The sequence below is a fragment of the Nocardiopsis ganjiahuensis DSM 45031 genome (assembly GCF_000341085.1).
GTDB classification, from domain to species: domain Bacteria; phylum Actinomycetota; class Actinomycetes; order Streptosporangiales; family Streptosporangiaceae; genus Nocardiopsis; species Nocardiopsis ganjiahuensis.
This window is the reverse complement of sequence record NZ_ANBA01000009.1, coordinates 304,230-323,935: the sequence shown is the minus strand read 5'-3', so window position 1 is coordinate 323,935 and position 19,706 is coordinate 304,230. Positions and strand designations below refer to the sequence as shown.

At 72.9% G+C, this 19,706-nt stretch carries 20 protein-coding genes; 11 read left to right on the top strand and 9 right to left on the bottom strand.

The annotated features are described in order from the left end of the window. Nucleotides 1-22 precede the first annotated feature (22 nt). Together D458_RS0112605 and D458_RS0112600 are read right to left on the bottom strand one after the other, a co-directional pair. Nucleotides 23-865, bottom strand: a complete 843-nt coding sequence (locus D458_RS0112605; RefSeq protein ID WP_026119240.1) for an alpha/beta fold hydrolase — start codon at nt 863-865, stop codon at nt 23-25. A gap of 126 nt (nt 866-991) precedes the next feature. Beyond that, complete coding sequence (locus D458_RS0112600; RefSeq protein WP_239647961.1) at nt 992-2,221, bottom strand: DNA glycosylase AlkZ-like family protein; 1,230 nt, start codon at nt 2,219-2,221, stop codon at nt 992-994. A gap of 88 nt (nt 2,222-2,309) precedes the next feature. Here D458_RS0112600 and D458_RS0112595 point away from each other — a divergent pair, with 88 nt between their 5' ends. Then, complete coding sequence (locus tag D458_RS0112595) at nt 2,310-3,284, top strand: phosphotransferase (RefSeq protein ID WP_017587112.1); 975 nt, start codon at nt 2,310-2,312, stop codon at nt 3,282-3,284. A 66-nt stretch (nt 3,285-3,350) separates the two neighbouring features. On the opposite strand, the gene D458_RS0112590 is transcribed toward D458_RS0112595, so the two are convergent. Next, complete coding sequence (locus tag D458_RS0112590) at nt 3,351-4,823, bottom strand: phosphatase PAP2 family protein (RefSeq protein ID WP_026119239.1); 1,473 nt, start codon at nt 4,821-4,823, stop codon at nt 3,351-3,353. A 192-nt stretch (nt 4,824-5,015) separates the two neighbouring features. Here D458_RS0112590 and D458_RS0112585 point away from each other — a divergent pair, with 192 nt between their 5' ends. The 5 genes from D458_RS0112585 (at nt 5,016) to D458_RS0112565 (ending at nt 9,957) form a co-directional block, all read left to right on the top strand. Continuing rightward, a complete protein-coding gene (locus tag D458_RS0112585; RefSeq protein WP_017587110.1) occupies nt 5,016-5,339 on the top strand; it encodes a hypothetical protein in 324 nt (107 codons plus the stop codon). A 301-nt stretch (nt 5,340-5,640) separates the two neighbouring features. After that, the gene (locus tag D458_RS0112580; RefSeq protein WP_017587109.1) at nt 5,641-6,933 is read left to right on the top strand and encodes an NAD(P)/FAD-dependent oxidoreductase; all 1,293 of its coding nucleotides are present in this window, start codon (nt 5,641-5,643) and stop codon (nt 6,931-6,933) included. Then, nucleotides 6,930-7,706 carry a DUF1365 domain-containing protein gene (locus D458_RS0112575; RefSeq protein WP_017587108.1) on the top strand — a complete coding sequence of 259 codons (777 nt, stop codon included), beginning with the start codon at nt 6,930-6,932 and terminating at the stop codon, nt 7,704-7,706. The genes D458_RS0112580 and D458_RS0112575 overlap by 4 nt, the downstream gene beginning before the upstream one ends. Before the next feature lie 90 nt (nt 7,707-7,796). Continuing rightward, a complete protein-coding gene (locus D458_RS0112570) occupies nt 7,797-9,056 on the top strand; it encodes an SAM-dependent methyltransferase (RefSeq protein WP_017587107.1) in 1,260 nt (419 codons plus the stop codon). A gap of 88 nt (nt 9,057-9,144) precedes the next feature. Further along, nucleotides 9,145-9,957 carry a DUF1295 domain-containing protein gene (locus D458_RS0112565; RefSeq protein WP_017587106.1) on the top strand — a complete coding sequence of 271 codons (813 nt, stop codon included), beginning with the start codon at nt 9,145-9,147 and terminating at the stop codon, nt 9,955-9,957. 104 nt (nt 9,958-10,061) lie between these two features. On the opposite strand, the gene D458_RS0112560 is transcribed toward D458_RS0112565, so the two are convergent. Beyond that, complete coding sequence (locus tag D458_RS0112560) at nt 10,062-10,847, bottom strand: SDR family oxidoreductase (RefSeq protein ID WP_017587105.1); 786 nt, start codon at nt 10,845-10,847, stop codon at nt 10,062-10,064. Between the two features lie 110 nt (nt 10,848-10,957). Continuing rightward, nucleotides 10,958-11,575, bottom strand: coding sequence for a CGNR zinc finger domain-containing protein (locus tag D458_RS33435; protein ID WP_063825719.1), 618 nt, complete (start codon nt 11,573-11,575; stop codon nt 10,958-10,960). Nucleotides 11,576-11,689: 114 nt separating this feature from the next. On the opposite strand from D458_RS33435, the gene D458_RS0112550 reads away from it, so the two are divergent. Next, nucleotides 11,690-12,280 carry an HPP family protein gene (locus D458_RS0112550; RefSeq protein WP_017587103.1) on the top strand — a complete coding sequence of 197 codons (591 nt, stop codon included), beginning with the start codon at nt 11,690-11,692 and terminating at the stop codon, nt 12,278-12,280. Between the two features lie 45 nt (nt 12,281-12,325). On the opposite strand, the gene D458_RS0112545 is transcribed toward D458_RS0112550, so the two are convergent. Further along, nucleotides 12,326-13,249, bottom strand: coding sequence for a pyridoxamine 5'-phosphate oxidase family protein (locus tag D458_RS0112545; protein WP_017587102.1), 924 nt, complete (start codon nt 13,247-13,249; stop codon nt 12,326-12,328). Between the two features lie 110 nt (nt 13,250-13,359). Next, nucleotides 13,360-13,812 (bottom strand): VOC family protein, encoded by a 453-nt coding sequence (locus tag D458_RS0112540; protein WP_017587101.1) that lies wholly within the window; start codon nt 13,810-13,812, stop codon nt 13,360-13,362. A gap of 200 nt (nt 13,813-14,012) precedes the next feature. Here D458_RS0112540 and D458_RS0112535 point away from each other — a divergent pair, with 200 nt between their 5' ends. Then, nucleotides 14,013-14,570 (top strand): CGNR zinc finger domain-containing protein, encoded by a 558-nt coding sequence (locus tag D458_RS0112535; RefSeq protein ID WP_040702373.1) that lies wholly within the window; start codon nt 14,013-14,015, stop codon nt 14,568-14,570. Between the two features lie 24 nt (nt 14,571-14,594). On the opposite strand, the gene D458_RS0112530 is transcribed toward D458_RS0112535, so the two are convergent. Beyond that, nucleotides 14,595-15,644 (bottom strand): NAD(P)-dependent alcohol dehydrogenase, encoded by a 1,050-nt coding sequence (locus D458_RS0112530; protein WP_017587099.1) that lies wholly within the window; start codon nt 15,642-15,644, stop codon nt 14,595-14,597. 247 nt (nt 15,645-15,891) lie between these two features. On the opposite strand from D458_RS0112530, the gene D458_RS0112525 reads away from it, so the two are divergent. Beyond that, nucleotides 15,892-16,275 (top strand): VOC family protein, encoded by a 384-nt coding sequence (locus D458_RS0112525; RefSeq protein ID WP_017587098.1) that lies wholly within the window; start codon nt 15,892-15,894, stop codon nt 16,273-16,275. Between the two features lie 190 nt (nt 16,276-16,465). Here the strand turns inward: D458_RS0112525 and mgrA are convergent, their stop codons facing one another. Continuing rightward, nucleotides 16,466-17,461 (bottom strand): L-glyceraldehyde 3-phosphate reductase, encoded by a 996-nt coding sequence (gene mgrA / locus D458_RS0112515; protein ID WP_026119238.1) that lies wholly within the window; start codon nt 17,459-17,461, stop codon nt 16,466-16,468. Between the two features lie 208 nt (nt 17,462-17,669). Between mgrA and D458_RS0112510 the strand changes: the two genes are divergently transcribed. Together D458_RS0112510 and D458_RS0112505 are read left to right on the top strand one after the other, a co-directional pair. Beyond that, nucleotides 17,670-19,307, top strand: a complete 1,638-nt coding sequence (locus D458_RS0112510; RefSeq protein WP_017587095.1) for an MFS transporter — start codon at nt 17,670-17,672, stop codon at nt 19,305-19,307. Beyond that, nucleotides 19,304-19,699: a VOC family protein gene (locus tag D458_RS0112505; protein ID WP_017587094.1), complete on the top strand. Its 396-nt coding sequence runs from the start codon at nt 19,304-19,306 to the stop codon at nt 19,697-19,699. The genes D458_RS0112510 and D458_RS0112505 overlap by 4 nt, the downstream gene beginning before the upstream one ends. Nucleotides 19,700-19,706: the final 7 nt, after the last annotated feature.

Sequence of the window (19,706 nt, the reverse complement as noted above, 5' to 3'; positions counted from 1 at the left end):
GGTGCTCAGGGGCCGTCGCGCCTCAGCGGTCGAGGAAGTCCCCCACCGTACGGCTGAAGAAGTCCGGGTCGTCCAGCCAGGGGAAGTGGCCGCCGCCCGGCAGGACCGCCACCTCGGCCTCGGCGAACAGCTCAGCGATCTGCGCTCCCACCCGGGGCAGGGGAGCGCTGTCCAACTCACCCGCCAGGATGAGGACACGTACGTCCCACGACGCGACGACCGCGCGGGCCCCGTCCGGTGAGAAGGCCTCCCAAGGGGCGAACAGCGCCGCGGCCTCCTCGTTGGACTGGCCGGTCGCCGAGGCCGCGTGCTCCTGGGCGGCCGCGTCCCAGTTCCCGTAGAAGAACGGCAGTACCGCGTTCCAGTCCTCCTCCGACTCCGACCCCGTCAGCAGGTTCCGGTAGGAGCGGATCGCCTCCTCGTACCACGGCTCCTTCACCCGCAGAGCGGCCGCCTCCTCGCGGTGCTCGCGGGTGAAGTCCACCCCGAGCGCGCGGGCGCGGGCGGTCACCAGGGTGAGGGTTCGGACGTGCTCGGGGTGCGCGAGCGCGTACGACAGGCCCAGGTCGCCGGCGGCGGAGTGGGCGAGCACGTCCATCCGCTCCAGCCCCAGATGGGCGCGCAGCGCCTCGACGTCGCCGACCTGGCGGTCGCAGCGGTAGGTGGTCGGGTCCTGCGGAGTGGCGGAGCCTCCGGTGCCGCGCAGGTCGAGCAGGACCAGCCGGCGCCGGTCCGACAGGCCGCCGAGGTCACCGAGGTAGGCGGAGGCGCGCATGGGGCCGCCGGGCAGACAGAGCAGGGGCTCGCCCCGACCCTCGAGTCGGTAGGCGAGTTCGGTTCCGTCCGGGGCGGTGAAAGTGGGCATGGCGAGATCCTTGCCCCACCGGTACGGGCCCGGCAAGTGCTCGGTCCTGTTCGGGGCGACCACAACCGGCCGGTTTCCGACTCATCGCTCCCATGAGTCCCAGGGGGCACTTCTGCCCCGTTGGTCTCATCCCACCGTCAGTTCCCGGCCCAGGGCGCTCCGCCACGGCCCGGGAACCGGCCCCGTGAAGCGCACCCGGTCCGCCCCGGCGAAACCGGCCAGGTCGGTGAGGGCCGCCGCGACCGCGGGGGCCGCCTCGGCCGGCCCCGCGGTGCCCTCCTCCGCAAACACACCCTCCGCGTTCAGCGTTCGCGTCCGGCGGTCCACCCGCAGGGCGGCCCGTCCGACCAGCCGGTCCCCGTGCAGGACCGGCAGCACGTAGTAGCCGAACTCGCGCTTGTCCCTGGGCACGTACATCTCGTTGCGGAAGGCGAATCCCCACACCAGTTCCGTGCGTTCGCGGTCGCACAGCAGGTTGTCGAAGGGCGACAGCAGGGTGGTGCGCGGCTCCCGGGGCCAGGCCTCGGCCCGCTCCAGGTCGGGCAGGGCGTCGCGGTGCACGTACCAGGGTTCGTCCGGGCGGGTCCGCGCCACCCGCACCCGCAGGACCCGTCCCCGCTCCTCCAGTTCGGTGAGGGCCGCCTCCAGCCCCGGGTAGCGGCCGCGGACGAAGTGCTTCCTGATGTCGCGGACCCGCCCCGCTCCCAGGGCCAGCAGGGCGAGTTCGGCGGTGCGGGAGACCACGTCGCCGTCGGGGAGCCCGGGGTGCTCCGACTCCCGGGGAAGCAGGCGTTCGGCCAGGTCCCAGTGGCGGCGGCGCCCCGAGCGCCCGGCCACCAGGACGTGCCCCTGGATCCACAGCGACTCGAGCATGCGTTCCACGTTGCGTCCCGAGGTCCAGCCGGTCGACTCCCACGGCGCTGTCGAGAGGTCCTGGAACCCGTCGGTGGGCAGCGGCCCCTTCTCGGAGAGCCGGTGGAGGATGTGCTCGCGCAGCTGGGCGTTGGCCTCGAGCCAGACCGCCTCCGCGCCCCCGCGCGGGGGGCGGCGCATCAGGAGGCGGTGGAGGGCGTGGTCCTCGGTCAGGACGATGGAGGCCGCGTGCGCCCAGTAGTCGAAGAGCCACCGCTCCTCCCACCGCAGGCGGTCCAGGTCGGCCCGCTCGAAGGCCCCGACCCGGCTCCACAGCACCAGCTCGTGGCTGGGCGCCACCACTCCGACCGGATCGAGCTGGAGGCAGCGCAGCGCCCGCAGCACCTCGCGCAGGCCGTCCGCGCCGGGGGAGGGGGACGGACCGGCCAGCCGTTGGCGGAGCAGGGCCAGGCGGCGCACGGCCCGCAGATCGAGTTCGGGCACGGAGGTCAAGAGGGCTCCTCAGGGGGGTGAGCGGGCTGTGCCGAAATTACCGTGCCGTGGTGACACTCCGCCTGCTAGCGTCGCGGCCATGCGGGAAAGACCGGTTGACCTCGACGAACACCAGATCCAGGACACCCTGACGGACTGGGGCGTCCACGCGGCGGTCCTGGCGCACGTGCCCCTGGGATTCGGTGACCACCACTGGAGCGCCGCCGACACGTCCGGGCGGCGCTGGTTCCTCACCCTGGCCGACCTCGAACACAAGGCCTTCCTCGGCGACGATCCCGACACCGTGCTGCGTCACCTGGGCCGTGCCATGGACACCGCCGCCGACCTGCACGACGAGGGCGGGCTCGGGTTCGTCGTGGCTCCGCTGCGCTCCACCTCGGGCGCCACCGTGCACCGGGTGGGCGAACGCTACGCGCTCAGCGTCTTCCCGTACACGGAGGGCACCCCGGGTGAGTTCGGGCAGGTCCTCACCCCCGAACAGCGCGCCCGGCTCCTGGACACCCTCGCCCGCCTGCACGGGCGCACCCCGCCCCGTGCCGTCCGTGCCACCCCGCCGGAGCTGGCCGGGGGCGACCGCCTGGCGGAGCTGGTCGCCGAACCGGAGAAGACGGGCGACCAGGGCCCCTTCGCCGAGCTCACGGCGGAACTCCTCGCCGAACACGGCACCGTGCTGCTGGGCCGTCTGGAGGAGTTCGGGCGCCGCTCCGCGGAGGCCGACACCTCACACGTGGTCACCACCCACGGCGAACCGCATCCGGGCAACCTGCTGTGGCGTGAGGCGGGGCCGCTGCTCGTGGACTGGGACACCGTGGGACTGGCCGCACCCGAACGCGACCTGTGGCTGGTCACCGAGGACCCCGACGAACTCGCCCGCTACGCCGAGGCCGCCGGCCACGTGCCCGACCCCGCGCTCCTGGCCCTGTACCGGCTGCGCTGGGACCTCCAGGACGTGGTGGAGTTCGTCGACCTGTTCGCCGCCCCGCACCAGCGGGGTGCGGACACCGAGCAGGCCTGGCGGGACCTCGGAACGGTCCTGCGCCGCCTGGGCGGCTGAGCCCCGGTCGGACCCCCGGGCCGCTGCCACCGGACCCCGGCCGCCAGGGGCCGCACCGCGGACGGTTCAGCCGCCGTTGAGCGGCACGAACACCCTCAGCGCGGCCGGGCGCTTGCGGAAGGCCACCGTCGGCGATCCCGCCATGACCTCGCCGTCCACGGCCAGCAGCCGGGGTTCGTCGGGGATGGCCAGGGTCAGCGACTCGGTCAGCCGTTCGGTGTAGCCCGCGCCGGACAGCGTCCGCCCGAGCAGTACGTCCGTCAGGGCCCGCAGCCGGGGGAACGGGGACCGCGCGCACAGGACCCGCACGTCCAACTGCCCGTCGTCCAGGTGCTCCCGCAGTCCCGGGACCCGGGCGTGCGTCCGGTACCGGCAGTTGCCGACGAACGCCCACCACACCCGGGCCGGGCGTCCGTCCACCAGGGCCGGGGTGGGCTTGACCTCGCGCAGGTCCCGCCAGAGCGCCAGGGCGAACGCGGGCCACTTGCCGATCCGCTCGGCCCACCGGTCGCGCCGTTCCACCATGCGCGGGTACGACCCGAACGACGCCGTGTTGAGGAAGACGTGCCCGTCCACCTCGCCCACGTCCACCCGGGCCAGACGGCGGTCGGCGTAGGCGCGCAACGCGATCTCCACCGAGGTCAGTCCCAGGGTGCGGGCGAAGTTGTTCAGGGTGCCGTCCGGTAGCACCAGCAGCGGCCGGTCGTGTGCCAGCGCCGCCGTGGCCCCGGCGTTGACGGTCCCGTCGCCGCCCGCCACCGCGAGGACCTCGCAGTCGCGCGCCGCCTTGTCCATCACCTCGGGTACGTCGTCGTCGGCCGACATCGGTACGATCCTCGCCCGGGGCAGCTGGCGGGCCACCCGGCTGGTGGTGTCGGCGGTGGCGAGGCTGGGCACCCCGGTGTCGCCGCCACGCGGGTTGATCACCACGGTCACTCCGGCGCCCTCCGGGTCCACGGCGGCCTCTCCCGCGGGGATGGTGCTCGCCCCGAAGACGAGTTCGGGGCGGGGCGGGATCAGGGCGCGGGCGAGCAGGGCCGCTCCGGCGCCTATCGCCGCTCCGCTGAGCACGTCACCCGGGTAGTGGACGCCGCTGTGCACACGGGAGAAACCGACCGCACCCGCCAACGCTGTCACCAGTACCGACAGCGGCAGCGGGGCGTCGGACATGACACCGCCCGCGTAACCCGCCGCGGCGGCGGTGTGCCCGGAGGGGAGCGAGGAGCTGGGGTAGGAGCGGTAGGGGATCCGGGCCGCCGGTACCGCGGAGTTGTCCGGCCGGGGGCGTCGCACCAGGTACTTGATCCCGGCGGAGCCGAGGTTGGCGATCCCGGCCGCGACGATCGCGCGCAGTGCGGTGCGCCGCAGCCGGGGCCCGCCGGTGACCGCGAGGGTGGCGGAGACCAGGACCCACGGCGCCATGTTGTCGGTGGTCTGGACGAACTTCGGCGTGTAACCGTCCAGGACGGGGGTGCCCACCTGGGTCATTCGGTCGTAGACGCTCTGGTCGAGCCGTTGGAGCCGTTGGAGCAATCGCATGGGGCCAGCCTGGTGGTCACCGGGTGAGTTGTCCATAAGGCGCGCTTCTGGCCTGATCCGCCCGGTGGTCGGTCGGGGGCGCCCCGCCAACGGCCCAGGTCCCTTGCGGGTGGCCGGTTCCGGCCCTGTGGATGACGTTTCGGGGAGGTCTCGGAAGAGTAGGTTTCGGGCGTCCCCCCAGGAAAGGCGCCCATGTCCACCACCGAGAGCCCCGACACGCCCCACGTCGTGGTCCTGCACTCCCAGCAGCCGATCACCGTCGACCTCGCCGAGCTCCACCCCGGCCGCCGGATCACCGTCCTCACCGACGGTGTCCCGGACGCCGTCAGCGAGGGGACCGAACCCCCGGACGTCGTGTCCATGCCCCGTCAGGAGTGGGCCGACCAGCTCGCCCGCTGGGCGCGTGGCGGAGAGGTCGACGTGGTGACCGGGGAGGCCGGCCTCCAGGGCGAGTGCGCGGAACTCCGTGCCGGTCTCGGGACGGCCCCGAACCCCGCCGCCCCCGCCGACCTCTGAGTCCCGACCGCTCCCGAAGGCCGAGGGTCTCCTCGGTTTCCGTTCGCCGTCGGGGCCGGATCCGGGAGCTCCGGTCCGCCCGAACCGCCTGACCGAGAAGGCCTCCACGGGCGCCGCACCGACGGCACCGTCCCCGGCGCCCCGGATCCGGCTCCGCTCGGAGGGATCCGTGTGCGCTCGGGAAGCCTTGCGCCATCTCCCTCGCATTTCGTGAATCTTTTTCGCCAACTACCACCAATCCACCCCGCGACCTGCTCCGAATACCCCGTGTCACTCACACACCGGTTTCGCGAGAGGGCGCATGAGCACACACATTCCGGGGCGTCGGAGGGTCGCGGTCATCGGCAGCGGCGTCGCCGGCCTGACCGCCGCACACGTCCTGCACCGCCACGACGACGTCACACTGTTCGAGGCCGACGACCGCCCCGGCGGACACGCGCACACCCACCGGGTCAGCGGCCCCGACGGCAGCGATCTGGGCGTGGACAGCGGCTTCATCGTGCACAACCGCCGCACCTACCCCCACCTGCTGCGGCTCTTCGACGAACTCGACGTGACCACCCGGCCCACCGAGATGAGCCTCTCGGTGAGCTGCGAGGGCTGCGGCCTGGAGTACGCGGGCGCGCGCGGGCTCCGTGCCCTGTGGCCGGGCCGCTCCCGGCACGGCTCCGACTACCTGCGCATGCTCGCCGACATCCCCCGGTTCCACAGCGCCGCCCGCCGCCTGCTCCGCGCCGCGCGGACCGCGGACCCGGACGGGACCGCGGTCGGCCCGGCCCTCGGGGTCTTCGTCACACGCCACCGCTTCTCCCCGTACTTCACCGCGCACTTCCTCCTGCCGCTGGTCTCCGCCGTCTGGTCCTGCCCGGCCGGGACCGCCATGGACTACCCGGCCCGCCACCTGTTCACCTTCCTGGAGCACCACGGCATGCTCGGGATCTGGGGGTCACCGCGCTGGCGCACCGTGGAGGGCGGTTCGCGCACCTACGTGGAACGCGTGGTCAAGAACCTGCACTCCGTGCGCCTGGGCACTCCCGTGCACGGCCTCTCCCGCACCGAGCACGGTGTGCGCCTGCGCACCGGCACCGAGGAGCTGGAGTTCGACGCCGCGGTGGTCGCCACACACGCCGACCAGGCCCTGGCCCTCCTCGACGCCCCCACCCACGACGAGGCGGAGGTGCTGGGCGCCATCACCTACTCGCGCAACCGCACGCTGCTGCACACCGACACCTCGGTGCTGCCCGCCGACCGCACGGCCTGGGCCTCCTGGAACCACCGCCTGGCCTCCTGCGACCCGGGCCGCGAGCCGGTCCGGGTCAGCTACCACATGAACCGCCTCCAAGGGCTGCCCGAGGGCACCGACCACGTGGTCACGCTCAACGCCGAGGACAGTGTGGACCCCGACCGGGTCATCGCCGCCATGGACTACACCCACCCCGTCTTCACCCCGGAATCGGTCGCCGCGCAAAAGCGCCTGCGCTCCCTGGACGGGCCGACCCTCGCCTTCGCCGGCGCCCACCACGGCTGGGGTTTCCACGAGGACGGCTGCCGGTCCGGGGTCGAGGCGGCAGCCGCCCTGGGGAGACAGTGGTGACCCCCGCGACCCACGAGGCGACGGTGGTCCCCGCCCTGTACGAGGCGACGGTGCACCATGCCCGGGCCGAACCCGTCCGGCACGCCTTCGCCCACCGCACCCACTACTGGCTCATCGACCTCGACGCCCCGCCGCGCCTTCCGTGGCCGCTGCGCGCCCTGGCCGGGTTCCACCCCGCCGACCACGGCGACGGCCGGGCGGCCACCCTGCGCTCGGACATCGACTCCTACCTGCGCGAACACGGGATCGACCTGCACGGCGGACGGGTCCTCATGCTGGCCCACGCGCGGGTGTTCGGGTACGTGTTCAACCCGCTCACCGTCTACTGGTGCCACGGCCCCGACGGCTCCCCGCGCGCGGTCGTCGCCGAGGTCCACAACACCTACGGCGACCGCCACCGCTACCTGCTGCACCCGGACCGGCGCGGGCGCGCCGCCGTCGCCAAGGCCCTGTACGTGTCCCCGTTCAACGAGGTCGACGGCGAGTACCGGCTCAGCCTGCCCGAACCGGGGGAGCGGCTCGCCCTCACGGTCGCCCTCCACCGCGAGGGGCGCCCGCCCTTCACCGCGTCGGTGCGCGGCCGGAGCCGTCCGGGCACCGCCGCTCAGCTGCTGCGCCTGTCCCTGCGCCATCCGCTGGCGCCACTGGTCAACGCCGCTCGTATCCGCTTCCACGGCGTCCGGCTCTACCTGCGCGGGCTCCCCGTCAAGGACCGCCCCGAACCCCCTCCCCGCCTCCTGCCCGCCCAGGACCGGGTCCCACCGGCCCCCTGAGACCCACCGACACCCCGGCCCCGTCCGTACCCGACGTCCCGGCAGCCACCGACCGAGCCCCGGCTGCCCCGAACCACGAGGAACACGACCATGACCACCACCAACCCGAACCCGCCCGGAACCGTCGACCCGCACCACTGGCCCGACGTGGCCCGGGTCCCCTCCGGCCGACTGCGCACCGCCGTCGCCCGCGTGCTCGCCGCCCGCGCCGTCCCCGCTGTCGGCATCCGCCTGCACACCGGCCCCGAAGCACCGGCCGCCGAGCCCGCCGACGGCGGTGCCCCGGTCCTGTGGCTGCGCGCCCCCGAGGCCTTCCACGCCCGGCTGGCGCACGACGGCCTCATCGGGTTCGGGGAGTCGTACATGGCGGGGGAGTGGGACTCACCGGACCCGGTGGCCATGCTCACCCGCTTCGCCGAGCACTACGAGGAGCTCGTCCCGAAACCGCTCCAGCCCCTGCGCCACCTGACCCTGCCGCGCCGCCCCGCCTCCGACCGCAACACCCGGGACGGGGCCCGCCGCCACATCAGCCACCACTACGACCTGTCCAACGACCTCTTCGCGCTCTTCCTCGACCGCACCATGACCTACTCGTCGGCGCTCTTCACCGACGACGACCCCCGGGACGCCTACGGTCTGGCCCGGGCCCAGGAACGCAAGATCGACCGGCTCCTGGACGCCGCGCAGGTCACCGACGGCACCCGCCTGCTGGAGATCGGCACCGGCTGGGGCGAACTGGCCGTGCGCGCCGCCCGCCGGGGCGCCCTCGTCACCTCCATCACCCTGTCCACCGAACAGCGCGACCTCGCCCGGCAACGCGTGGCCGCGGAGGGACTGTCCGACCGGGTCACCGTCGACCTGTGCGACTACCGCGACGCCACCGGTTCCTACGACGCGGTGGTCAGCTGCGAGATGATCGAGGCGGTCGGCGAACGCTACTGGCCCACCTACTTCGCCGCCCTGGACAGACTCGTCCGGCCCGGCGGGAAGGTCGTACTCCAGAGCATCACCATGGAACACCGGATGATGCGGGCCTCCCGCTCCTCCTACACCTGGATGCACAAGTACGTGTTCCCGGGCGGACTCATCCCCTCGGTCACCGCGATCCGCGAACAGATCACCGCCAGCACCGGCCTGCGCATCACCGACCGCCTCGCCTTCGGCCAGGACTACGCCGACACCCTGCGCGTGTGGCGCGACAGTTTCACCGAGGCCGCGGAACGGGTCCGCTCGCTCGGCTTCGACGACACCTTCCGCCGCATGTGGACGTTCTACCTGGCCTACTGCGAGGCCGGTTTCCGGTCCGGAATCATCGACGTCGAACAGATCACCATGGAGCGTGCCGCGTGACGACAGTGAACCGCCGCCCCCGGGGCGTGGCCCACCTCCTCGGCCCGCTTGTCGCCGCCTTCCTCAACGCCGGGACGGAGCCGATCCGATGACCGCCGTCTCCGCCCTCCTGCTCAACCTCGGCGTCACCGCCGCCGTGGTGGGCGCGCTCATGCTCGCCGCCTTCGCCGTCGGCCTGCGCCTGGGCCGCCACAGCGTCGTGGACGTCGCCTGGGGGCTGGGCTTCGTGGCGACCGCGCTGACCACCGCGACCGTCGCCACCGCCACCGGGTCCGGCGACCCCGTCCGGAACTGGCTGCTGTGCGTTCTCACCGCCGTGTGGGGACTGCGCCTGGCCGTCCACATCGGCCTGCGGAGCCGGGGCAAGGGCGAGGACCCCCGCTACGAGCGGTTCCTCGCGAACGCCCCCGGCAACCCGGACCTGTACGCCCTGCGGGTGGTCTACCTGCTCCAGGGCGCCCTGGTCTGGCTGATCTCGCTCCCGATCCAGGTCTCCGCCTTCACCGCCGGAACCCTGGGCCGGGTGGCCCTCCTCGGCGCACTGGTCTGGTTGGTCGGCATGGTCTTCGAGACCGTCGGCGACGCCCAGCTGGCCCGGTTCAAGGCCGATCCCGCCAACAGGGGGAAGATCATGGACCGGGGCCTGTGGTCCTGGACCCGGCACCCGAACTACTTCGGTGACGCCTGCGTGTGGTGGGGCCTCTTCCTGGTCGCCGCCGGTTCCTGGTGGGTCCTGCTCACCCTGCCCGCGCCGCTGGTGATGACCTATCTCCTCACCCGGGGGTCCGGCCAGCGCCTGCTCGACGAACACATGTCCCAACGGCCCGGATGGTCGGAGTACGCCGCCCGGACCAGCGCCTTCTTCCCGCTGCCGCCGAAGCGGTCGGCAGCGGGAAGGTAGGCGGCGGGACGGGTCCCCGGTGAACGGCGCCGGGCTCTCCGGCCCGGCGCGCCGGGCCGGACCCGACCGGGAACGCGTCCCGGCCGGGCCCGCCCCGGCCGGGGTCAGACCGACGGGATCTGACCGCCGTCCACCCTGATGATCGAACCGTTGACGTAGGCGGCCTGCCTGCTGGCCAGGAACGCCGCCACCGCGCCGTACTCCTCCGGGTCGCCGTAGCGGCCGGCGGGGACCGAGGCGCGGCCCTGCTGCTGGACCTGCTCCAGCGGCAGGCCCTCCCGCTCGGCGCGGGCGCGGTCCAGGGACTCCACGCGCGGGGTGGCGATCCGGCCCGGGACGATGACGTTGGCGGTCACGCCGTCGGCGGCCACCTCGCCCGCGATCGTCTTGGACCAGGAGTGCAGCGAGGCGCGCAGCGTGTTGGACACACCCAGGTTCGGGATGGGCGCGATCGGCCCCGCCGAGGTACTGGTGATGATCCGGCCCCAGCCGCGCTCGCGCATCCCACCGACCACGGCGTCGGTCAGCCCGATCACCGGCAGCACCATCGACGCGTACATGTCCTGCCACAGGCCCGGGCTCTGACCCAGGGCGGTGGTGGGCGGCGGGCCGCCGGTGTTGTTGACCAGGATGTCCACCGGGCCCAGCTCGTCGACCACCCGGGCGACGACCTCACCCGCGCGGCCGTGTTCGGCCAGGTCCCAGGCGATGCCGATGGACTCCGCGCCGTGGGCGCGGCAGGCCGCGACGGTCGCGTCGAGACGTTCCTCGTTGCGTCCGGTCACCGCGACCCGGACTCCTTCCGCGGCCAGCGCGACGGCCATCGCCCGGCCCAGTCCGGAGCTGGCCGCGGTGACGAGCGCGACCTTGCCGGTGATTCCCAGATCCATTGTTCTCCTCCGGCTACCTACGAGTGCTGACGGCATCCTGGCAGGCCCCTGGAGACCCGGCCCATCCGGGGCGGGTCAAGGGAAACGGGAGCGGTCGCGGAGCGCGGGGTTCAGCGGGCGTCTTCTGGGCGGGTGGCCGTCTCGCCGCGCCGTCTGCTGTGCCGGGCCACCCGGACCCGGTTGCCGCAGCCCGGGGAACACCAGCCCCGGCGCGGGTGGGTGCGCAGGTAGAAGAGCACGCAGCCGGGGGCCGGGCAGGCCCGCAGGAGCTCCAGGTCGGGTCCCGTGAGCAGGTCCACGGCACTGCGGGCGACCCGGGCCAGGACCGCGGAGGGCAGGTCCGGGGCGTCGGTGCGGTGCTGTGCGGGGCCGTATCCGACGGGAGGGAGTTCGACGGTGTCGCGATGGGCGCCGACGGCGGTGTTGACCGCGGCCACGTTCTCGGGGGGCGCGTCCGTTCCGGCCGCCGCCGCGGCGACCACCCGGCGCAGGGAGGAGCGCAGGCCGGTGAAGGCGGTGAGCGCGTCGGGGCCGGGGTCGGGGGCGGACCCGAGCGGCCCCAGGGCCTCGGCCTGTTCGGTGATCCAGTCGGCCAGGTCGGCGGGGGTGGTGAGGGCGTCCACCAGCTGACCGCGTAGCCCTCCGCGGACGAACACGGTGTTCACCAGGTCCAGCGCCGGATGCTCACCCAGCACCGGCATGTCCCGTACACGCACTGAGATCGCCATCACCTAATGGTACTGAAGCTTGTCAGTCGTTATCCCTCCTGGGAGACTCCTGTAGACATGAGCTAATGATTGAAAAGATACTCATGCATTAGTGAATCGGATCCAGGTAGGCATATGACCACGCAGACCCCCAGTACGCAGCCTCCGACGCCGCCGGCCCCCGCCTCCGACCCCGCCGCCGACCCGGTTCGGGCGCCTGCCCCCGCCGCCCGAGTCCGCTCCCTCCTGGCCGGGCGCGCACCGGCCCCCGCGTCCGTCCGCACGGTCGCCGTCGGCACGGCCACCAGCCTGACCGCCCTCCTCCTCGTGGCGGCCGGGGCGGTGGCGTTCGACCTGCCGCTGCTCATCCCACCGCTCGCCGCGAGCATGGCCCTGGTCGCCGGCGCCCCGGCCCTGCCGTTGGCCCAACCCCGCAGTGTGGTGGGCGGACAGCTGCTGTCCGCGCTGACCGGTTTCGCCGTCCTTCTCGTCGCCGCCCCCGGACTGTGGGCGGCCGCCGTCGCCGGGGGTCTGGCCCTGGGCGTGATGACCCTGGCCCGCACCCCGCACTCACCGGCCGCGGCCACCGCGCTCATCGTCGCCCTGGAGGCACCCGCGTTCTGGCCCTTCACGGGCCTGCTCGCCGCGGCGGCCGCGGTACTGGTCCTGGTCGGCCTGGTCGGCAACCGCGTCTCCGGCCGCCCCTATCCCGTCTACTGGTGGTGACCGGGCCACCCCGCGGTGAATCGACGGGGGCGCGGGACGCGCCGGTCAGCCCGCGGGGGCGGCGGGAGCGGGGGCGTCGACGGCGGGGTTGGCCCGGGAGTACTCGGGCGGGCTCCCGGCGCGCAGCCCGCCGGCCGTGGTGGCCACCACCCGTTCGACCTCGAACTCCACGTTCCGGCCCTCCGGTCCCTCGCCCCACAGCACGCGGGCGGTGCCGGTGAGCTGGAGCAGGCCGCCGTTCGTCCAGTCCGGCACCAGCAACCCGGCCCTCGGGTTCACGTGCAGGTTGCCGAGGGTGCCGAACATGGCGTTCCCGGCGTAGTCGGGCCAACTCAGCAGGGTGGGGGAGTGGACGCGCACGAACCCGGGGTTGCCGCCGCGGTGGTTGGTGTCGGCGGCCCCGGCGTCGTCGGCGGTGGTGATGAAGAAGGTGTCCGCCGACGCGAGCAGGGCGCGCTGGGCCCCGGTCAGCCGCACCCCGGCCTCCGGAGGCGTCGCGTTCGCCGAAGGGTCCGTGTCCGGCTCCAGTGTGCGCTTCTGGATGTACTTGGGGCAGTTGGCGTACACCTGCTCGGTCCGCAGCCGCCAGCCCTGCCGGTCCGGGGCCGGGTACGCGGTGCCGTTCACCCGCATCCGGCGCCGCCGTGCCGGTTCGATCGCCACGGTGCCGACCTGCAGCGGTTCCCTGCCGAACACCCCGGCCAGCGGGTCGCCGCCGCGGGGCAGGGCGGCGACGTCGAGTACGTGTCGGCCGTGGACGCGCATGAACCCGGGCGGCCCGGTGAGTACGGAGCACCACAGGGCCCCCGCGGCGTCGGCGGCGCCCACCACGAGCAGCGGTTGCGCGGCGAGGAAGTCGGCGGCGACGGCGGGGATCTCCCCGCGTACCGCCCTGGCGGTGTGGGAGGCCCGTTCGGACAGGCCCGCCCTCCGCTGGACCTCCAGTTCCCCGCGGTGGTAACCGCTCATGTCCCGTTCCCTTCCTCGTCCTGCGGCTCGGTCCTGCGGTCAGGTCCCGCAGCCGGGACCTGTGGTCCGGTTCTGCCGGGACTGCCGGGTGCCCTAGAAGAACGGACGTCCTAGAAGAAACCGCAGGTGGGGGCGGACTCCGTCGGGGCCTCGGCTCCCTCCGCGCCCGAGGGCGCGTAGATCTCCAGCCGGATGCCGTCGGGGTCGTGGAAGAAGATCCCGCCCGAGGCCGCCCCCTCGCCGTGCGGCACCACACCGTCGTAGGCGAACTCCACGGCGGTCTCCAGGAGCGCGGCCTCCGCACGGCGGACCTCCTCGACCGTCTCCACCTGGAAGGAGAGGTGGTGGAGTCCGGCGGTGTCGGTGCGGAACCCTTCGCCGCTCTGCTGCCACAGGGTGAGCAGGAGTGTTCCGTCGTGGCCGAGGAAGGCGTACTCGCGGCCCTCCTCGCGGCTCTCGCCCATGACCTCGAAGCCCAGGACGCGCGTGTAGAAGTCGAGTGAGCGCTCGAGGTCGGTGACGTTCAGTCCGACGTGGCCGGTGGTCAGTCGGGACGGTGCCATGGCAGGCCTCTTCTCTCGAGGGGACGGCGACTCCTGATGGCGTAACCGTTCAAAAAGACTTTAGGGGTTAGAATGAGTTCGAGTCAACCGCTCAAAATCAGTTGAAGGGTTACAAGGTGGGGGCTTGGTAGGCTCCCGGCACCCCGTGTCCGTCCGGCCAGGGGAAGCGACCAGCCAAAACGATGCGCGAAGGAGGGCCGATGGCGGCGAGGGAAACGGTTCGGCAACGGCCGCTCACGGGGGAACCCGTCGCTGTGGACCTGCTCAACACCCGCTGGGTCGCCGGTACCGAGCACCACGACCTGCTCGACTCCCTCGACGGCCTGGCCCAGTGGCTCGACGAGAGCGGACTCGCCCCCCGGTTCGAGGCCGGCCCCACCGCGCTCGACCACCTCCTGAGCACCCGCAGCGCCCTCGCCCGCCTGCTGGAGGACCCCCGCGACCCCGAGGCCGCCGCCGACCTCAACGCGGTCCTGGCGCACGGCAGCGTGCGCCGCCGCCTCGACCGGGGCGCCCCCGCCAGCACCGTCGAGTTCGACGCCCCCTCGTGGGGGCCCGCCTGGACCGCCGCCGCCGACTTCCTCGACCTGAGGGAACGCCCCGACCGCATCCGCGGCTGCGCCAACCCCGGCTGCGTCCTGCACTTCTTCGACACCTCGAAGAACGGCACCCGCCGCTGGTGCTCCATGTCGGGCTGCGGCAACCGCGCGAAGGCCGCCCGGCACCACGCCCGGGAACGGGCGGGCCGGACGGCCTGAGAACAGGGGGGAACGGGCGGCGGATCAGCGCTCGTTGGGCACCACGACCGCACGTCCGTTGACCTCGCCCGCCTCCAGCTTCCGGTACGCCTCCAGGGCGTCGTCCATGGAGAACCGCTCGATGTCCGGCCGGATCTGCCCCGCCTTGTACATGTCCACCACCTCCCACAGCTCGCCCACCGAGCCCCAGTAGGTGTTGGTCAGGTGCGACTCGTACGGGTTGGTGAAGAACGAGAACTCGTGGGTGCCGCCCGCGATACCGACGACGCTCACCCGGCCGCCCTGGGCCACACTGGCCGCGGCCGTCGACACCGTCGGCTCCGCGCCCACGAAGTCGAAGACCGCGTCCGCGCCCCGGCCCCCGGTGAGCTCGCGGATCTGCTCGGCCTGTCCCTCCCCGGCGCCCACCGTGATCGCGCCGTTGGCCTCGGCCCGGGCCCGCGCCTCCTCCTTGACGTCGGTGGCGATCACCGTCGCGCCGCTCAGGGCCCGCAGGATCTGCACCCCGATCTGCCCGAGCCCGCCCAGGCCGATCACCAGCGCGTACCGGCCGCCGCCGTCGAGGTGCGGCAGGGCCTGTTTGATCGCGTGGTAGGGGGTCAGTCCGGCGTCGGCCAGCGGCGCGGCTGCCACCGGGTCGGCGTCGCCCAGCGGGATGAGGTGCCGCTCGGGGACGGTCATGTACTCGGCCATACCGCCGTTGCGGCCCAGCCCCACCGCCGCGTAGGGCATGGTCGCCGCGTTCTCGCAGTAGGTCTCCAGGCCCACGGCGCACTTGCGGCAGTGCTGGCAGCCGATCGGTCCGTACACCATGTAGGCGGCGCCGACCTCGACCCGTTCGCTCACCCCGCTGCCGAGCGACTCCACCCAGCCCGCGTTCTCGTGCCCCAGGACGAACGGCGGTTTCTGCGCCCCCGTCTGCCCCTCCTGGAACACCCGGTACACGGTGATGTCGGAGTGGCAGGCCCCGGCACCCGCGACCCGGAGGAGGACCTCGCCGGGGCCCGGCTCGGGCTTGGCGACCTCGGTGAGCGAAGGGAACTCCCCGTAGTTCTCGAACACGACTGCGCGCATGTGCGGTCTCCTCCCGCGTGAGGCGCGGTACCCCGGCCGAGGCACCGGAGGCAGGACACGATCCGTGTTCCGTTGCCCACGCGAAGTTAACACCCGGTGAAACCGCACGTCACCCAAGGGGTATGAACGGATTCGTCCGTGTTTTTTGACCCTCCCGCAGGGTTTCTCCCGGCGCGGTCCCGATGATTCCCGGGGGCGGCCCGGGTCGGTACGGGGTGAGAACGACACACCGTCCAGGGAGGACACCATGTTCGACAGCACCAGGGCCTTCGCTTCCTTCGCGGTCCCCGACACCGGGACCGCCCGCGCCTTCTACCGCGACACCCTCGGCCTGAACGTCGAGGACGTGCCCGGTATGGAGGAGGCGGGACTGCTCGAGATCGACCTCGGCAACGACCGGGGCATCCTGCTCTACCCGAAACCGGACCACCGGCCCGCCGTGTTCACCGTCCTGAACCTGGCCGTCGACGACATCGACGCCGCCGTCGACCACCTCGTCGACCGGGGCGTCAGCATGCTCCGCTACGAGGCCTTCGACCAGGACGAGAAGGGTGTCGTCCGCGAGGGCAAGCCGTACGTCGCCTGGTTCACGGACCCGGCCGGGAACGTCATCGGCCTCCTCCAGGAGTAAGCGCGGCCACCCGGCAGGTCTCGCTCCTGGCCGGGACCAGCGCGCTGACCACCCTCCGGCCGGTCCTGGTCAGCTGGGTCCTGCTCGGCGGCGTGGTCGCCGCGTTGGTGGACACCAGGGCGGCGCTCCTGGCCGCCGCCCTGGTGATGTCCCTGGCCGGGCTCCTCCTGCCCCGCAGGGACCCCGCCGGTCAGCCCACGGGGGCGTAGCGGTCGATCTCGGCCAGTTCCTCGGCGGAGAACTCCAGGTTGCCGATGGCGGCCACGTTGTCCTCCAGCTGCGCCACACTGCTGGCGCCCACCACGGCGGAGGTCACCCGGCCCCCGCGCAGCACCCAGGCCAGGGCCATCTGCGCCAGGGACTGCCCGCGCCGCTCCGCGACCGCGTTCAGTCCGCGCACCCGCTCCAGCACGGTGTCGGTGATGCCCTCCGCGCTCAGGAACGGGCTCGAACCGGCCGCGCGCGAGCCCTCCGGGACGCCGTCCAGATAGCGGTCGGTCAGCAGGCCCTGGGCCAGCGGTGAGTAGGCGATCGAACCCGCGCCCACCTCGTCCAGGACGTCCAGCAGACCGTCCTCGACCCACCGGTTGAACATCGAGTACGAGGGCTGGTGGATGAGCATCGGGGTGCCCAGCTCACGCAGGATGCGGGCGGCCTCCAGGGTCTGCTCGGGCGAGTAGTTGGACACGCCCGCGTACAGCGCCTTGCCCTGGCGCACCGCCGTGTCCAGGGCGCCCATGGTCTCCTCCAGGGGCGTGTCCGGATCGGGCCGGTGCGAGTAGAACACGTCCACGTGGTCCAGGCCCATCCGGCCCAGGCTCTGGTCCAGGCTGCCCAGCATGCCCTTGCGCGAACCCCACTCGCCGTACGGGCCCGGCCACATCAGGTACCCGGCCTTGGTGGAGACGACGAACTCGTCCCGGTACCGCCGCAGGTCGGAGGCGACCACCCGGCCGAAGTTCTCCTCGGCAGCCCCGGGCGGGGGACCGTAGTTGTTGGCCAGGTCGAAGTGGACCACACCCAGGTCGAAGGCGCGCAGCAGGACGTCGCGCTGGACGTCGAGCGCCCGTTCGCCGCCGAAGTTGTGCCACAGCCCCAGGGACAGGGCGGGCAGGCGCAGACCGCTGCGGCCGCAGCGGCGGTAGGGCATGGTGTCGTAGCGCGTCGGTGCGGCGACGTAGGTCATGGCGGGTCCCTCGTGGCTGGCGGGAAAGCGGTTGTCGGGGCGGCCGGTGGGAAACCGGTCACCCGGCGACATTCTGGCACGCACCGCCTCTGTGTCTCCGCGCCCGCGCCCCGCCCGGAAGAAATCCGGCCGCCGACCGATGAGTTCCGTGCATTGCGCCGGTCCGTACACATGAACGAATCGGACCAGTTGACAAGGAACCGACCGGATGAACTCGACACCGTCCCTCCCTCGCGCGGGCTCACCCCGGGCGACCGGGCGCGAGTGGCTCGGGCTCGGGGTACTCGCCCTGCCCACGCTGCTGCTGTCCCTGGACATGAGCGTTCTCTACCTGGCGCTCCCGCACCTGGCCGCCGACCTGCGCCCCACCGGGGCGCAGACCCTCTGGATCATGGACGTCTACGGCTTCATGATCGCCGGGTTCCTCATCACCATGGGCACGCTCGGCGATCGGATCGGCCGCCGCCGGCTCCTGATGATCGGCGCCACCGCGTTCGGGCTGGCCTCGGTGGCCGCGGCCTTCTCCACCAGCGCCGAGATGCTCATCGCCACCCGGACCCTCATGGGGGTGGCCGGGGCCACGCTCATGCCCTCCACTCTGGCGCTGATCAGCAACATGTTCCGCGACCCCGCCCAGCGCGCTGTGGCGATCTCGGTGTGGACCAGCTGTTTCATGGGCGGCACCGCCATCGGCCCCGTGGTGGGCGGGCTGTTCCTCCAGTGGTTCTGGTGGGGCTCGGTGTTCCTCCTCGGGGTGCCGGTGATGCTCCTGCTGCTGGTCTGCGCGCCCCTGCTCCTGCCCGAGTACCGCGACCCGGCCGCCGGCCGCCTCGACCTGTTCAGCGTCGCCCTGTCCCTGGCCGCGATCCTGCCGCTGGTGTACGGCCTCAAGACCGCCGCCGAGGGCGGTTCCGGGGCCACGGCGCTGATCACGGTGCTGGTCGGCGCCGCGATGGGGGTGTGGTTCGTGCGCAGGCAGCTGCGCCTGCCCGACCCGCTCCTGGACCTGCGCCTGTTCCGGGCGCCCTCCTTCGGAGCGGCCCTGGCCACCATGATGGCCGGGGCAGTGGCCATGGGCGGCACGTTCCTCCTGCTCAGCCAGTACCTCCAACTGGTCGCGGGCAACTCGCCGCTGGCCGCCGGGCTGTGGCTGGTGCCCCCGGCGCTGGCGATGATCGTCAGCACCATGTGCGCCGCGCCCCTGGCCCAGCGGATCGGCCGCGCCAACGTGATCGGCGGCGGCATGTTCGTCAGCGCCCTCGGCTTCCTGCTGCTGGTGTTCGTCCCCGCCGACGGCGGAACGGGCGCGGTGGTCCTCGGCCTGCTCCTCACCTCGGTGGGGCTGGGCCCGGGTGCCGCCCTGATCGCCGACATCGTGGTGGGCTCCGCGCCCCGGGAGAAGGCCGGATCCGCCGCGTCCATGTCCGAGACCAGCGGGGAGTTCGGCATCGCGACCGGGGTGGCGCTGCTCGGCAGCCTGGCCGCCGCCGTCTACCGGACCCGGATCGAGGTCCCCGAGGGCATCGCGGACCGGACCGTCGAGCAGATGGCGGGGCAGACCCTGGCCGGGGCCGTCGACGCGGCGCGAAGCCTTCCCCCGGAGCAGGCCGAGGGGCTGATGGAGTCGGCCCGGGAGGCCTTCACCGCCGGACTCAACGTGACGGCGGCGTTCGGGATCGTCGCGATGGCGGTGTTCGGCACCGTCGCCCTGTGGCTGCTGCGCGGCGCGGGGGAGGCCGCGGTACCCGATGAGTCTCCGGTCCCGGACGAGTCGGTACGGGTGACGGAGAACGACACCGAACACGACTCCGCACACGACACCGACCCCACCGGGAGGATCCGATGAAGCGCCCCAACCTGGACAGCATGCTGCTCGCCAGCACCGACCCCGACCGCCTGCGCGACTGGTACGCCGCCGTACTGGACCCCGCCGACAGCAACACCGTGGACCAGTACCGAGTGCTCCGCTTCGGCAGTTTCCACCTGCTGATCGACCAGCGCCCCGACATCGGCGCCAAGACCGCCGACCCCACCCGCGTGATCCTCAACTTCGACGTCGCCGACGCCCGCGCCGTCGCCGGGCTCATGGACGGGCAGGGCACCGAGTGGGTGGCGCCGCTGGAGGACCGCGACGGGAGCCTCTTCGCCACCGCCAAGGACCCCGACGGCAACTACGTGCAGATCATCCAGATGAGCGAGGAGCACCTCGCCGCCATGGAACGGGGGGAGATGGGATAGCGGAGCC